The sequence below is a fragment of the Microbacterium sp. CCNWLW41 genome (genome assembly GCF_037083505.1).
On record NZ_JBAOJP010000002.1, the window covers coordinates 584,503 to 598,648 of the forward strand.

The following is a 14,146-nucleotide window of genomic DNA, read 5'->3' on the forward strand; positions in this document are numbered from 1 at the left end:
GCTAGCGGCGGTCGCGACGCCCGCCGGAGTCCGCACCTTCGGTCCGGTCCGTCGGATCCGCCGCGGCGTCCCCGGTCGCGCGAGACCCCGGCGCCTCCTCCGTGAGGGCGCTCCAGACGGCCCGCAGCGTCGATCCGGTGCCGGCCGATCCGGTGCCCGGCGATCCGGTCCGCCCGGGCGCCTCGCCGCCTCCGTTCCGCACGGCCCGGATGATCCGGCCGCCCGCACGCAGCGCGTGGGCCAGCGGCTCCGGTCCTTCGTCGCGGCCGCTGACCACGGCGAGCGCGAGGAGGAGGATCCCGGCGCCGAGGAGGCCGAACTGCAGGGTCTCGAGTCCCATCGTCACCACGAAGCGGAGGAACCCGTGCAGGCCCTCGACGCCGACGGGCGCGAACGGCACGAGGACGCCGAGCACCGCGGCGACGAGGCCGCCGACGGCCAGCGGGATCCTCGGGACGGCACGACCGCGGCCGACGAGCGCGGCGGTCAGGAGGATCGCCACTCCGGCGCCGACGAGCCCGAGACGGAGCATCCCCCACCCCTCCAGCTGCTCGAGCATGTCCTCGGAGTCACCGCCGAACCAGACGGTGCGGGATCCGATGACGTCGGCGACCGAGCCGACGGCGGCGATCGCGGCCCCGATCATCCCGATGCCCGCGGGCCCCGGGGCACGACGTCGGTGGAGGAACAGCAGGGCCATCGCGGCGAACGGCGCGAGCAGCCCGATGAGCTCGATGAGCTTCGTCATGATCATCTCCCATACGATCGTATGAGTGAGAGCATACGACCGTATGGCCACGGAGGGAAGAGGTCTGGTGGGCTCCTGCGCGGGGTGCTAAACTTGAGTCACATCAACTCAAGTTTGCGCGACGCCTCTCGCATCGCGACGGAAGCAGCAGAAGGAGACCCCAGGAGGACGGATGACCACCCCCGCACAGCCCCAAGAAGAGCAGCAGAGCGCGCTCGAGCAGTTCGGCATCAACCTGACCGACCGTGCGCGGCAGGGAAAGCTCGACCCGGTGATCGGGCGAGACAGCGAGATCCGTCGGGTGAGTCAGGTGCTCACGCGGCGGACGAAGAACAACCCGGTGCTGATCGGCGAGCCCGGAGTCGGCAAGACGGCCGTCGTGGAAGGGCTCGCGCAGCGCATCGTCGCCGGTGACGTGGCGGAGTCGCTGAAGGGCAAGGAGCTCGTCGCGCTCGACATCTCCGCGCTCGTCGCCGGAGCCATGTACCGCGGGCAGTTCGAGGAGCGCCTGAAGAGCGTGCTCAAGGAGATCACCGAGTCCGAGGGCCGTGTCATCACCTTCATCGACGAGCTGCACGTGCTCATGGGCGCGGGCGGCGGCGAGGGGTCGGTGGCGGCGTCCAACATGCTCAAGCCCATGCTCGCGCGCGGCGAGCTGCGGATGATCGGGGCCACGACGCTCAACGAGTACCGCGAGTTCATCGAGAAGGACGCCGCGCTGGAGCGCCGGTTCCAGCAGGTGTACGTCGGCGAGCCGAGCGTCGAGGACACGATCGCGATCCTCCGCGGGCTCAAGGAGCGCTACGAGGCGCACCACAAGGTGGCGATCTCGGACGGCGCGCTCGTCGCCGCGGCTGCACTGTCGCACCGGTACCTCCCGAGTCGGCAGCTCCCGGACAAGGCGATCGACCTGATCGACGAGGCCGCGTCCCGGCTGAGGATGGAGATCGACTCCGCGCCGCTGGAGATCGACGAGCTGCGTCGGCACGTGGATCGGCTGGGGCTGGAGGAGCTCGCCCTGAAGAAGGAGAAGGATCCGGCATCGAAGGAGCGTCTCGCGAAGCTCCGCGACGACCTCGCCGCGGAGAAGGCGCGGCTGGAGGAGCTGCAGGGGATCTGGGAGCAGGAGCGCGCCACGCTCAACCGCGTCGGCGACCTGAAGACGCGCCTGGACGCGGCCCGGATCGAGGCCGAGCGGGCCCAGCGCGAGGGGAACCTGGAGAAGGCCTCGCGCCTGCTCTACGCCGAGATCCCCGGGCTGGAGCGGGAGCTCATGGCCGCGGACCAGGCGGCGGACTCCGAGTCGCGGATGGTCGGCGATCAGGTCACCGAGGAGGACATCGCGAACGTCATCTCCGCATGGACCGGGATCCCCGTGGGCCGGCTCATGCAGGGCGAGAGCGAGAAGCTGCTGCACCTGGAGCGCGAGCTCGGCAAGCGCCTGATCGGGCAGAAGGAGGCCGTGAAGGCGGTCTCCGACGCCGTCCGCCGCTCGCGCGCGGGCATCAGCGACCCCGGACGCCCGACGGGTTCGTTCCTGTTCCTCGGCCCGACCGGCGTCGGCAAGACCGAGCTCGCCAAGGCGCTCGCGGAGTTCCTCTTCGACGACGAGCACGCCATGGTGCGCATCGACATGTCCGAGTACGGCGAGAAGCACTCCGTCTCCCGCCTCGTCGGCGCCCCTCCCGGCTACGTCGGCTACGAGCAGGGCGGCCAGCTCACCGAGGCGGTGCGGCGGCGTCCGTACAGCGTCGTGCTGCTGGACGAGGTCGAGAAGGCGCACCCCGAGGTGTTCGACGTGCTGCTGCAGGTGCTCGACGACGGGCGTCTCACGGACGGCCAGGGGCGGACGGTCGACTTCTCGAACGTCATCCTCATCCTCACCAGCAACATCGGCTCTCCGATCCTCATCGATCCGACAATGTCGATGGAGGACAAGCGGGATGCGGTGATGGCGCTCGTGCGGCAGTCGTTCCGCCCGGAGTTCCTCAACCGGCTCGACGACATCGTGATGTTCCTGGCGCTGAGCGAGGACGACCTCGCGCAGATCGTCGAGCTCGCGGTGGACCAGCTCCAGAAGCGGCTGTCGGACCGTCGGCTCACGCTCGCCGTCACGCCGGACGCCCGGTCCTGGCTCGCCGAGCGCGGCTACGACCCGGTGTTCGGCGCCCGGCCGCTGCGCCGCCTCATCCAGACCGAGATCCAGAACCGGCTCGCGACGGCGCTGCTGTCCGGCGGCGTGCGCGACGGCGACGTCGTCCGGGTGGACGTGGCCGCCGACGGATCCGGGCTGGTGCTCACGAGCGAGGGCCCGGCGCCGGTCCCCGGCGACGACGACGTAATCGAGGCCGAGCTCCTCGACTGACGCCGTATCGAGTGGTCAGTTTCTGCGGGTTCGAGCCGCCTCAACCCACAGAAACTGACCACTCGGCGTCCGGGGCGGGGCCGAAACCGGCGGCGGCGAAGCGGGCGGCGATCCACTCCGCGACGGCGGGCGGGGCGTGTGACGCCCGCATCGTCCCCGAGTGGTGGGACGGCCACCACCGGTGCGTGAGCTCCACGCCGGCGGCCCGGTAGGTGCGCAGCAGCGCCGCGGACAGCGGGGCCGGGGCGACCTCGTCGAAGCGGGCGGCGTCGATGCGGACGGGCGCCCGGAAGCCGCGCAGGTCTGCGACCTCGTTGGCGCGGAACGAGGCGAAGAGCCGATGGAAGAGCTCCCGCCCGCCGGGCCCGCCGATGCGTCCCGGCGCGACGCTTCCCCAGGATGCGGCGCCCGCGAGCTCGGTCAGCGTGAGCTCGTCCAGATCGCGCCACCGGGCTCGTACGCCCGCGCTCAACCCGCCCCCCTCCAGGAGCGTGCGCATCCGGTCGTCCTCCGTGGCCGCGCCCCGCAGCATCAGCGCGACGAGGGCCGAGACGACCCCGGATCCCGGCACGATCCCGGGCAGCGCCGCCGATGCCCGGATGCTGAGGTCCATCCGGGTCACCGGCGTGATCGCGGCCGTGCCGCACAGGCGCGTGCGGGAGTCGGGCTCCTCCATCACCGACGCGAACAGGGCGGCGACGGCGCCTTCCGAGTGCCCCGCAGCGACCCAGGCGTCGCCGAGCCGCGGATCCAGGTCCCGGCGGGCACGGAGGATCGCACGGAGCGAGTCGGCGAGCGGGCGCCCGAGAAGGTAGGGATGCACGCCCTCCCCGCCGATGCCCGGATAGTCCGGGCGGAGGACGGCGATGCCGCGTCGCAGCAACTGGTCGCACAGGGCGTCGCCCTGGGACATCCGGCGCCATTCGGGATGCCCGGGGTGCCCGCCGCTCGGTGCCGACCGCGGGGATCCGCCGGTGGTCATGTGGCCGAACACCACGACGGGGAACCCGGAGGCCGGCGGCTCGGCATGGGGGAGGTGCATCAGCCCCGTCTCCGTGAGCCCGCCGGTGCCCGGGAACGAGACGAGCGTGGTGGATCCGTGCGGCAGCGCCGTGCCGACGGGGCCGGCGTGCACCGCGGCGCCGGTCACCATCGTCCCCGCGGCAGCAGGCGCCGAAGCGCCGCGGGCATCGTGCCGAGGAGCGATCCCCGGTGACGGTCGGCGTCGTCCACGAGGTCGATGAAGAAGCGCGCGACGGGCTCGAGCTGTGACGCGTCGATCCGGTCGACGGTGTCCGCGTCGTCGTAGAGGTACAGAGGGCCGGAGATGAGACTGGCCGTCGGCACGCCGCACACCAGCGTGAAGGAGGCGTCCGTGGGGATCCCCCCGGCGAAGAACTCCAGCGCCCCCGCGCCGAGGATGCTGGTGGCGTGCAGCCGGTGCCGGCGGATCGCCCGGGCCACGCGCACGGTGAAGGCCGGATTGACGTTGAGGAAGATCCCGCGGGGCTCGGTCTCCCCGGTCGGTGCGAACCCGCCGTCGGGGCCCTCGACCGCGCGCAGGCCGATGTGCTCGATCGTCGCGTTGAACACGATCCGCCACGGCGAGTCCGGGGACAGGACGTAGCGGCGGGCGAACTCCCGGTGGGCCTGGTAGCCGGTGAAGTGCGTGTCGAAGGTCGTGAACAGCAGGGTCTTGCGGGGGCGTCGTCCGGCCAGGGCTTCCCGCCCGTAGTGCTCGGCCAGTGCGATGACCTCGGCCGTCCCGGAGGCGTCCTCGACGGCGCCGGGGCCGACCGAGTCGTGGTGCGACTGGATCATGATGGCCTCGGCGGGGCCGGGGCCTGTGCCCTCCGAGCGCCCGGGGAGGACGCCGATCACGGACCGGGAGGTCACCTCGTCGCGCGTCACCGAGAGGGACAGCACGGCGCGCGGGGTGCGTGCGAGCCGCCGGCGCAGCTCGACGCCGCTCCGCCGCGTCACCCAGAGCCCCGGCAGCGTGAAGAGCGTCCGGCGATAGTACTCGTTGTGGTAGCGCAGCGAGTCCGGATAGTCCCGCAGCACGCCGATCACCCCGACGGCGCCGCCCGCGGCCGCCTCCGTCATGGTCCGCCCCAGCGACGTGACGTACGGGTTGCGGCTGGAGAGCACCTCCCGCCGCAGCACCCGGCGCCCGGGGTCGTGCAGGAAGAGGGTCAGCGGCAGCGTGTGCGCGAGCGTCATGTCGAAGGTCAGATCGAACACGACGATCGCCCCGCGCACGTCGTGGTCGCGGACGCGACCCGCTCCGACGTCCACGACCCGGGCCTCGATCCGGTGCGGGGCCTCACCGGTCCACTCGTGCGAGGGGAGCGCGGAGTGGAGGATGGGTGCGCACGGGATGCGGGCGCCCTCCGCGTCGTCGTCGGGCACGGTCAGTGCGCTGTCGGCCGCTCGCCAGGAGTACGACGGCACCTCGAGCAGCTGCACGTCCAGACCGGCCCGACGGAAGCGCTCCGCGACGTAGGCGGCGGCCGCCGCGCCGCCGGGAGTCCCGGTCGCGCGCGGCGCGAGGCCCACGAGATCCTCGATCGTGGCGAGGATCCCCTCCGTCGTCATGCTCATGCGACGAGAGTAGATTTCCCTCCGCCATGCCGATGATCCTGCGCCGAAACCGACATCTTTGGCGGAAGCATGCGTAATCTTCGTCACATGGTTGACGACGATGACGATGCTCCCCCGGCCCTCGGCGAGATCGACCTCGCCCTGATCCACGCCCTCCAGGTCGACGCGCGGGCGCCGTGGACGCGCATCGCGGCCGCCATCGGCGTCGACGCGGCCACGGCGGTGCGGCACTGGAACGCCCTGCGCGCGGAGGGGCTCGCGTGGCTCACGGCGTGGCCGACGCCCCAGCGCTGGGCGTCGACGACCGACCTGGCCCTCGTCCTGCTCCGCCCGGGGATCGAGTCGGGTGCGCTCGCGGCGGTCGTCGGACGACCATGGGTGCTGAGCGTCGACGAGACGTCCGCGGGGCCCCTCGTGCTGGTGGCGTCCTCCGCGGGGCTTGCGCAACTCGGCGAACGGGTGCGTCTGCTAGAGGAGGACGGCGCGGTCGTGCTGCGGATGGACGTCGTCGCGGCGATCACCGCAGAGGACTCGACCTGGCGGCTGCCGGTCCTCTCCGCCGCCCAGCAGCGGGCGATCCGGCCTCCGGCGCGGTCGGTCGCGGACACCGCCCGGGTGCCGAGAGCGCAGACGATCGCGGAGCTGGCCGAGGCGTTGGACGAGGATCCGCGCATGTCGGCGGCGGCGCTGGGGGATCGGCTCGGGGTGTCGGAGGCGACCGCGCGCCGTGCCGTCGAGCGGGCGAGCGCGGCCGGGCTGCTGAGGTTCGGGTGCGACCTCGCGATGCCCGCGGCAGGGTTCCGGCGAGGCGCCGTGCTGTGGGCGCGCGGCACGGATCCGGCCGCCGCCGCGGGCCGGGCCGCACGGCTGCCGGAAGCGCATCGCGCCGGGGTCGTGGTGGGCCCGGCGCCCCTGTTCGCGTGCGTGCGCGCCCGGACTCTCACGGCCCTCCCCGGCATCGAGCGGGCGTGGGGGGACGAGGCGGAGATCGTCGATCGGTGGACGGTGCTCCGCAGCATCAAGCGCAACGGGCACGAGCTCGATCCGCAGGGACGCTCGCGCCGCCGCATCCCCCTCCGCTGGTGACGTGGGGCGCCGGTGAGGCCGGGCGCCGGTGTCGCGGGGTGCTGGTGACGCGGGGGCCTCAGTCGGTCGCGAGGGCGGCGGCACGCAGGCGGTCGTCGAGGCGGTACCACGAGAGCGGGACGAGGCTCAGCACGCAGAGGGCCGCGGGAATCACCGAGACGCCCAGCACGATGGCCCACTGTGCGGAGTCCGGCTGGGGGGTCGCCTCGCCGGTGGAGGCGCGGTACCCGCCGACGGCCAGCACCAGGCCCAGCAAGGCGGGGCCCAGGGCGTAGCCGAGCAGCTCGAACCCGGACCAGACGCCGGAGATCATGCCGATCCGGTTCACGCCGCTGCGCCGGGCGTCCTCGGCGGCGAGGTCGGGCAGCATCGCGAGCGGGAAGAGCTGGGCGCCCGCGTACCCGACGCCGACGACGGCCGCGGCCGCGAGCATCGGCGCCGGCTCGCCCGCACGTGCCAGCAGGAGCGCCAGCAGCCCCAGCGACATGGTGACGGTGGCGACGGCGAAGCCGCGGCGCTTGCCGACCCGGCGAGCGAGGCGGGACCACGCGGGCGTCAGCACGATGGCCGGTCCGACGAAGCACACGAACGCGAGGGTGGCGACGCCCGGATCGTGCAGGACGTGCCGGGCGACGTAGACCACGCCGCCGAGCACCATCCCGATCGCCACGGCCTGGAGGACGAAGGTCGTCACGAGCACGCGCGCGTCCCGGTCGCGCAGCACGATCGCGAGCTGGGCGAACAGGCGGCCGCCGGCGTCCTCGCCCCGCGTGAGCGGCACCGCCCTCGTGCCCCACCACACGCCGATCGTCCCGACGAGGATGAGGACCGCCATGGCGATCGCCACGGTCCGGTATCCGGTGACGCCCCCGAACGCATCGACCAGCGCGGGGGCGGCGGCGCCGGAGACGAGGATCGCCAGGGTGAACACGATCACCCGCCACGTGACGAGCCGGGTGCGCTCGGTGTAGTCGTCGGTGATCTCGGCGGACATCGCGAGGTAGGGGACCTGGAAGAAGGCGTACACCGTGGCCGATGCCAGGAACGCGACGAGCACCCAGAGCGCCGCGGCGACGGGAGGTGCCGTGGGACCGAAGAACATCGCCGTGAACGCGAGGGCGAGCAGGATCCCGGCCCGCAGGATGAAGGGGCGTCGACGGTCGCGGGGGTTGCCGGACCGGTCGCTCAGACGCCCCGCGACGGGGTTGAGGAAGAAGTCCCACGCCTTGGGGGCGAACACGATCATCCCGGCGATCGCCGCCGGAACGCCCAGCAGGTCCGTGAGGTACGGCATGAGGATGAGGCCGGGAACGGTGCCGTACGTCCCCGACGCGATGCCGCCGAGGGCGTAGCCCAGGCGGGTGGGGCGGGGGAGTGCGGTCATGCGCCGATCGTAGGGTTCGCCGCGCATCCGGCGGGGTGCGGTGGATCCGATCCGTCATTCCTCGCCTCGCGATCCCCCCGATCCGTCGTCGCCGTCCCCCTCCCGTGCCGCGCCCCCGCGTCCCGCCCCCGCGTCCCGCCGCCGCGTCCCCGTGCCCGTCGCGGCCCGCCCGCGTCGTCCCCGTCGTCGAGTGGTCAGTTTCTGTGGGTTCACGGCGCTCCAAGCCGCAGAAACTGACCACTCGATGAGCGGGACGGGCGAGGCGGGCCGTTGACGGAGCGCGGCGGGGCGTGTTAGGTCTGGAGGGTCCCTCCGAGGACTCCTGGATCAGCAGACAGGGAAAAACTGAGCTGACCCCGCGTGGGGTCGCTCCCGGCTCCACGACCGCCGCCCGATCGGGCGCTCATGGAAGGAGTCCCCTTGTCGCACCACGAATCGTCGCACCACGAACCCCGCCCCGTCTCGCCGTCGGACCGCCGCGTCTGGCTGAAGAACCCCCTCGGCATCCACACCGGCGCCGACGACGACGCCAGGGGAGGCGTAGTGGTCGCGGGCTCTCGGATCGTCGAAACCGTGCCCGCGGGGGCCGACCCGACGGACCCCGTGGACGAAGTCTTCGACGCGTCACGGCACGTCGTCATCCCCGGCCTCGTCAACACGCACCACCACTTCTACCAGACGCTCACGCGGGCCTGGCGGCCCGTGGTCAGCGCGGAGCTGTTCCCCTGGCTCAAAGGGCTCTACGGCGTCTGGGCGGGGATCACGCCCCGCGACCTGGAGCTCGCGACGACCGCCGCGCTCGCCGAGCTCCTCCTCTCCGGCTGCACGACCGCGGCCGATCACCACTATCTGTTCCCGGACGGGCTGGAGAACGGGATCGACGTCCAGGTCGAGGCGGTTCGCCGTCTCGGCATGCGCGCGACGCTGACGCGCGGGTCGATGTCGCTGGGCGAGGACGACGGCGGCCTCCCGCCCCAGCGCACCGTGCAGGACGCGGACACGATCCTCGCCGACAGCGAACGGCTCGTGCGGACGTATCACGAGCGCGGGGAGGGCGCCCGGGTGCAGATCGGGCTCGCGCCGTGCTCGCCGTTCTCCGTCACGACCGGGGTGATGCGGGACACCGCTGCCCTCGCGGGCACCCTGGACGTGCGGATGCACACGCACCTCGCCGAGACGATCGACGAGGAGGACTTCTGCCGAGAGACGTTCGGGCTGCGGACGGTCGACTACCTGGAGAGCGTGGGGTGGCTCGGCGACCGGACGTGGCTGGCCCACGGCATCCACTTCGACGACGCCGAGATTGCCCGCCTCGGCGCCGCGGGCACGGCGGTCGCCCACTGCGCCACCTCGAACATGCGCCTCGCCTCGGGGATCGCCCGCGCGGTCGAGCTCGAGGAGGCCGGGTCCCCGGTCGGGCTGGGCGTCGACGGGTCGGCGTCCAACGACGGGTCCAACATGATGCAGGAGGTCCGCCAGGCGCTGTACCTGCAGCGGCTCCGCTACGGCGCGGCCGCGGTGACGCCGGAGCGCGCACTGGACTGGGCGACCGCCGGGTCGGCGCGGGCGCTCGGACGGACGGACGTCGGCGTCCTCGCCCCGGGGAAGCAGGCGGATCTGGCGATGTTCACGCTCGACGAGCTGCGCTTCTCCGGGAGCCACGACCCGGTCGCGGCGCTGGTGCTCTGCGGAGCGGAGCGAGCGGACCGGGTGATGGTCGCCGGCGAGTGGCGCGTCGTGGACGGGCGGATCGTCGACCTGGACGTGCCGGAGCTCATCGCGCACCACAGCGAGGCCGCGCGGCGTCTCCTCGCCCGCCACGCCTGACCCCCCGCTCCACGACACGCGTGCCCCCGCCCCGCGCCACGCGTCGAGTGGTCAGTTTCTGTGGGCAAAACGGCCGTGAACCCACAGAAACTGACCACTCGAACGGAGCGGCGGCGAACGGAGCGGCAGCGAGAGGGGGAGGGGGTCAGGGGGCGTCGCCGAAGCCCCAGGACAGGGCGAGGAGCCCGGGGCCGAAGCGCCGGCGGACCTGATGGATCGCCGTGTCCGTCGTGAGCGCGATCGGGCGGCGCGTCGTCGACTCCGGCGTCTCCTCGTGCTCCTCGAGCCAGTCCGGCACCGCGTCGGGATGGAAGCGGGTCCACAGCAGCACGTCGCGGCTCTGGCGGGCGACGCCGTGCCCGGTCTCGCGGATGCCGGACGGCCGATCCGGGGGATAGGAGAGCTCCCACTCGATGAGCGCCGTCTCCGCGGGACCGATCGGGCGGTCCAGCTCGAACACGACGCCGTGCACCTCCCCGTCGGGGTGCGAGACGCGGCGGCCGACCCGGGCCCCGGCGACGGCGCGGAACACGGGCGGCTCGATCGGCATCCCCGGCGAGAGCTCGACGTACGGGAAGGCGGTGAGGATCCCGGTCGTGGACTGGATGAGGCTGCGCATCGAGCGTCGGAGGACGTCGCCGTGTTCCCCCACCTCCGTCACCACGTGCGTGGACACGTCACGGACGATCGGTGCGTTTCCCATGCCGAGCGCCGTCATCACCTCCGCGGTGGCGTCCTCCAGGTTGCGCTCGGCGAGCGGATGGGCCAGGCCTCCGATCGGGCCGGTACGGTGCGTCGGGCCGATGAGCTCGCGCAGCGAACCGTGCATGAGACCGAGGATCCGCTCCAGCTCGTCCACCGCCGCGAGGGACTGGGGTCCCTCCGGGCGCCGGCTCCCGGAGCGCCAGTAACTGAGCGTGGTGACGGACACCGGGTTCCCCCGCGCGCGGAGCTGATCGCGCAGCCTCGCGAGGCTGATGCCGTGCGCGGAGATGGCCCGCCGCAGCTCGCGGGAGAAGGCGGTGTCGGCCGGTGGTGCGGTGGTGCCGTGATCCATCACAGATGCTCCGACGTATGTGAAGGGCGGGTCCCTAGAGTGAAGCCTACGACCCGAATGCCGGCATGCTGGGGATGCGCGGCGCGGGCGGCGATCGAGCGCGACGCGACGCGCGAAACGATCGCGGGGCGACGGCGCCTGCCCCGAGGCGCCGAGCCGTCCGGGCGAGTCCGACGTGCGGCTGGGGCGCACGTCGGACCGCCACCGGATGACGACGGCGACGGATACGACGAAGCCCCCGGGGCGGATCGGGTTCCGCACCGGGGGCGTACAGCCGGCTCAGGCCTCGGCGACGACCGTCTCGACGAGCGGACGGCGCACGCGCGGAGCCACCTCGCGCTCCTGGAGCGGGTCCGGAAGGGCGTCGATGTCGCCGAGCTCGCCCAGCGCGATGACGGTCGTCGGGGCGAAGCGCTCCTCCAGGTCGACGAGCTCGCGGATCGCCTCGGGAACGAAGCCGCTCATCTGGTGGACGACGAGTCCGTCGTGGTGCGCCTGCACCGACAGGTGCGCGACCGCCTGGCCCAGGTCGTAGATCGCGTGGGTGTAGGGCGCGCCCTCGGCGTTCGCCGTCTCGGCGATCGCGACGATGAGGACGGCGGCGTTGCCGGCCCACACCTGGTTGAAGCCCATGAGCGCCGACTGGATGCCCTCGTGCAGCTCGGTCCCCCGGCGGGCCACGATGAAGCGCCAGGGCTGCGAGTTGTTCGCCGACGGCGACCAGCGCGCCGCCTCCAGCGCGGAGGCGAGCTTGGCCTCGTCGATCGGGGTCGAGGCGTCGTAGGCGCGGGGGCTCCAGCGGTCCGCGAGCACGTCCAGGACGGGGTGCTCGGTGGGGGCGGTGCGGTCGAGGGTGGGCGTGCTCATGCCAGTGCGGCCTTTCGGATCGGTTCACGTTCTCCGGACTCCGTCGTCCGCATCGTCGGGTCCAACTTATGCATGCGCATGAATATTCCCGATCCGATGATCCGCCCCTTCCACGTGAGAACGCGGAAGGGGCGGATCGGTGAAGCCGGCCGTGCTCAGCCCCGGAGCGCCTCGCTCAGCTTCACGCGCGCCCCCATGCGCAGCAGCGAGTTCTCGTAGATCTTCGCGCCCAGGGCCACGACCAGCAGGCAGGTCGCGAGCAGCACCGCCAGGGCCGCGATCGGCTCCCACCACTGAGCCTCGCCGAAGAACAGGCGCACCGGCATCGCGACCGGTGCCGAGAACGGGACGTAGGACATGATCGTCATGACCAGCGGGTTGGTCCCGAGGAAGACGACGAGGAAGTACGGGATCATCGTCAGGTACATGACCGGGGTCAGCGTCGCGCCGGCGTCCTCCTGGCGGGACACGAGCGATCCGGCGGCGGCGAACATCGCCGCGAGCAGGATGAAGCCGAACAGGAAGAACACCGCGAACCAGAGCATCGGCGCGCCGAACCCCTGCAGCAGCGTCGTCTGGCCCGTCACGATCAGGCCGACCACCCCCACGGCGATCAGCAGCAGGATCTGGGCCATCGCGAGGATCGTGTTCCCGAGCACCTTGCCGGCGAGCAGGGATCGGGCGGGGATCGCGGACAGGAGGATCTCCACGATCCGCGTCTGCTTCTCCTCGACGATGCTCGTCGTCACGGGGGTGCCGAAGGACAGGGCCGCCATCATGAACACGATGCCGAACACCATGCCGAGGGCCATGCGCAGCCCGGGATGCGGCGCGTCGGGATGCAGCAGCTCCACCGCGGGGGAGACCGACATCAGCGCGACGAGCTCGTCCGGCGCGGACTCGCCGGCGAGGATCGACAGCCCGGTCGGGGAGGAGTCGTCGACGAGGACGGCGGCGTCCACGTCACCGTCCTCGACGAGGGCCTGGGCCGCCGCGCGGTCGGTGACTTCGGTGACCTCGAGGGTGTCGCTCTCGGGCAGCAGAGCGGCGGACTGGCTGGTCGCGGCGACGGCGACCGTGCTCGGCGTGCCCCCGGCGATCCCCATCCAGATGATGCCGCCGAGGGCGACGAGCAGGAGGATCGCGGTGGAGATCAGGAACGCCTTGCTGCGCAGGCGCGTGCCGATCTCGCGCTCGGCGACGAGCCAGGCGCCCTGGGCGGCGGTGATGCCGGTCAGGGGGCCGGACGACGGTGCGGTCGGACGGGACGTGGCGAGGGCGTTCACTGGATGACCTCCTTGAAGATCTGCGCGAGAGTCGGCTGCTGCGGAGCGAATCGGATGACCTCTCCGCCGTCCATCGCACGGCGCAGCACGCGCTGGGCGGTGTCGGCGGCGTCCACGTCGAAGACCGCGTTCCCGCCCTCGAAGTCGTGGACCGTCACGCCGGGCTCGGTGCGGAGCCAGCCGACGTCCCCGGTGGAGGACAGCTCCCAGCGCGGCGCGGAATGCTGCTCGCGCAGCGCGTCGCGCGTCCCCGCCGCCCGGATCGTGCCTCCGGCGATGATGACGAGGTCGTCGCACAGACGCTCGACGACGTCGAGCTGATGCGAGGAGAAGAGGATCGAAGCCCCCTGGGCCGCCCGGGCCTGCAGCACGCCGGCGACGACGTCGACCGCGAGGGGATCGAGGCCGGAGAACGGCTCGTCGAGGATGAGGACCTCCGGCTCGTGGACGAGCGCGGCGGCGACCTGGGCGCGCTGCTGGTTGCCCAGTGACAACGCCTCGATCTTGTCGTCGAGCCGCTCGCCGAGGCCGAGCTCGGTCAGCAGGTCGGTGGCGCGGCGGGTCGCCTCGGCCTTGTCGTATCCGTGGAGTCGTGCGAAGTAGACGATCTGCTCGCGCACCTTCATCTTCGGGTAGAGCCCGCGCTCCTCGGGCATGTAGCCGAACCGGCGCCGGTCCGCGGCGGACACCGGGCGCCCGCCGAGCGAGACGGACCCGTCGTCGGAGGACAGGACGCCGAGGATGATGCGCATCGTGGTCGTCTTGCCGGCGCCGTTGCCGCCGACGAACCCGGTCAGCCGGCCGGGCGCGACCTGGAAGGAGACGTCGTCGAGCACGCGCCGCGAGCCGTAGCTCTTCGTGATGCCGCGCAGGTCGACGAGTCCCTCGGTGAGGACGGGTGCTGTGGTCATGCCTCCACGCT

11 protein-coding genes are annotated in these 14,146 nt (G+C 72.5%); 3 read left to right on the plus strand and 8 right to left on the minus strand.

The features are described 5' to 3' along the window. Position 1 precedes the first annotated feature (1 nt). Complete coding sequence (locus V6R91_RS10570) at positions 2 to 748, minus strand: hypothetical protein (RefSeq protein ID WP_336395394.1); 747 nt, start codon at positions 746 to 748, stop codon at positions 2 to 4. Positions 749 to 920: 172 nt separating this feature from the next. Here V6R91_RS10570 and V6R91_RS10575 point away from each other — a divergent pair, with 172 nt between their 5' ends. Then, positions 921 to 3,113, plus strand: a complete 2,193-nt coding sequence (locus V6R91_RS10575) for an ATP-dependent Clp protease ATP-binding subunit (protein ID WP_271059803.1) — start codon at positions 921 to 923, stop codon at positions 3,111 to 3,113. A gap of 40 nt (positions 3,114 to 3,153) precedes the next feature. Here the strand turns inward: V6R91_RS10575 and V6R91_RS10580 are convergent, their stop codons facing one another. Together V6R91_RS10580 and V6R91_RS10585 are read right to left on the minus strand one after the other, a co-directional pair. Then, positions 3,154 to 4,266, minus strand: a complete 1,113-nt coding sequence (locus V6R91_RS10580; protein WP_336395395.1) for an alpha/beta hydrolase — start codon at positions 4,264 to 4,266, stop codon at positions 3,154 to 3,156. Further along, positions 4,260 to 5,717 (minus strand): M28 family peptidase, encoded by a 1,458-nt coding sequence (locus V6R91_RS10585; protein ID WP_336395396.1) that lies wholly within the window; start codon positions 5,715 to 5,717, stop codon positions 4,260 to 4,262. Before V6R91_RS10585 ends, V6R91_RS10580 begins: the two co-directional genes overlap by 7 nt. Positions 5,718 to 5,804: 87 nt before the next feature. On the opposite strand from V6R91_RS10585, the gene V6R91_RS10590 reads away from it, so the two are divergent. Next, positions 5,805 to 6,803 (plus strand): AsnC family transcriptional regulator, encoded by a 999-nt coding sequence (locus tag V6R91_RS10590; RefSeq protein WP_336395397.1) that lies wholly within the window; start codon positions 5,805 to 5,807, stop codon positions 6,801 to 6,803. A gap of 58 nt (positions 6,804 to 6,861) precedes the next feature. Here V6R91_RS10590 and V6R91_RS10595 read toward each other — a convergent pair whose 3' ends face one another. Then, the gene (locus tag V6R91_RS10595) at positions 6,862 to 8,187 is read right to left on the minus strand and encodes an MFS transporter (protein WP_336395398.1); all 1,326 of its coding nucleotides are present in this window, start codon (positions 8,185 to 8,187) and stop codon (positions 6,862 to 6,864) included. Between the two features lie 420 nt (positions 8,188 to 8,607). Between V6R91_RS10595 and V6R91_RS10600 the strand changes: the two genes are divergently transcribed. Next, positions 8,608 to 10,014, plus strand: coding sequence for an 8-oxoguanine deaminase (locus tag V6R91_RS10600; RefSeq protein ID WP_336395399.1), 1,407 nt, complete (start codon positions 8,608 to 8,610; stop codon positions 10,012 to 10,014). A gap of 145 nt (positions 10,015 to 10,159) precedes the next feature. On the opposite strand, the gene V6R91_RS10605 is transcribed toward V6R91_RS10600, so the two are convergent. The 4 genes from V6R91_RS10605 to V6R91_RS10620 form a co-directional block, all read right to left on the minus strand. Continuing rightward, positions 10,160 to 11,071 (minus strand): hypothetical protein, encoded by a 912-nt coding sequence (locus V6R91_RS10605; protein WP_336395400.1) that lies wholly within the window; start codon positions 11,069 to 11,071, stop codon positions 10,160 to 10,162. Positions 11,072 to 11,350: 279 nt separating this feature from the next. Next, positions 11,351 to 11,938, minus strand: a complete 588-nt coding sequence (locus V6R91_RS10610; protein ID WP_231819679.1) for a nitroreductase family protein — start codon at positions 11,936 to 11,938, stop codon at positions 11,351 to 11,353. 155 nt (positions 11,939 to 12,093) lie between these two features. Then, the gene (locus V6R91_RS10615; protein ID WP_336395401.1) at positions 12,094 to 13,224 is read right to left on the minus strand and encodes an ABC transporter permease; all 1,131 of its coding nucleotides are present in this window, start codon (positions 13,222 to 13,224) and stop codon (positions 12,094 to 12,096) included. Then, complete coding sequence (locus tag V6R91_RS10620) at positions 13,221 to 14,135, minus strand: ABC transporter ATP-binding protein (RefSeq protein WP_271061109.1); 915 nt, start codon at positions 14,133 to 14,135, stop codon at positions 13,221 to 13,223. Before V6R91_RS10620 ends, V6R91_RS10615 begins: the two co-directional genes overlap by 4 nt. Positions 14,136 to 14,146: the final 11 nt, after the last annotated feature.

What these genes read in the sequence shown, in the direction of transcription:
- V6R91_RS10570 (WP_336395394.1), bottom strand. Translation starts at nt 748, where the DNA reads ATGACGAAGCTCATCGAGCTCATCGGGCTGCTCGCGCCGTTCGCCGCG.
- V6R91_RS10575 (WP_271059803.1), top strand. Translation starts at nt 921, where the DNA reads ATGACCACCCCCGCACAGCCCCAAGAAGAGCAGCAGAGCGCGCTCGAG.
- V6R91_RS10580 (WP_336395395.1), bottom strand. Translation starts at nt 4,266, where the DNA reads ATGGTGACCGGCGCCGCGGTGCACGCCGGCCCCGTCGGCACGGCGCTG.
- V6R91_RS10585 (WP_336395396.1), bottom strand. Translation starts at nt 5,717, where the DNA reads ATGAGCATGACGACGGAGGGGATCCTCGCCACGATCGAGGATCTCGTG.
- V6R91_RS10590 (WP_336395397.1), top strand. Translation starts at nt 5,805, where the DNA reads ATGGTTGACGACGATGACGATGCTCCCCCGGCCCTCGGCGAGATCGAC.
- V6R91_RS10595 (WP_336395398.1), bottom strand. Translation starts at nt 8,187, where the DNA reads ATGACCGCACTCCCCCGCCCCACCCGCCTGGGCTACGCCCTCGGCGGC.
- V6R91_RS10605 (WP_336395400.1), bottom strand. Translation starts at nt 11,071, where the DNA reads ATGGATCACGGCACCACCGCACCACCGGCCGACACCGCCTTCTCCCGC.
- V6R91_RS10610 (WP_231819679.1), bottom strand. Translation starts at nt 11,938, where the DNA reads ATGAGCACGCCCACCCTCGACCGCACCGCCCCCACCGAGCACCCCGTC.
- V6R91_RS10620 (WP_271061109.1), bottom strand. Translation starts at nt 14,135, where the DNA reads ATGACCACAGCACCCGTCCTCACCGAGGGACTCGTCGACCTGCGCGGC.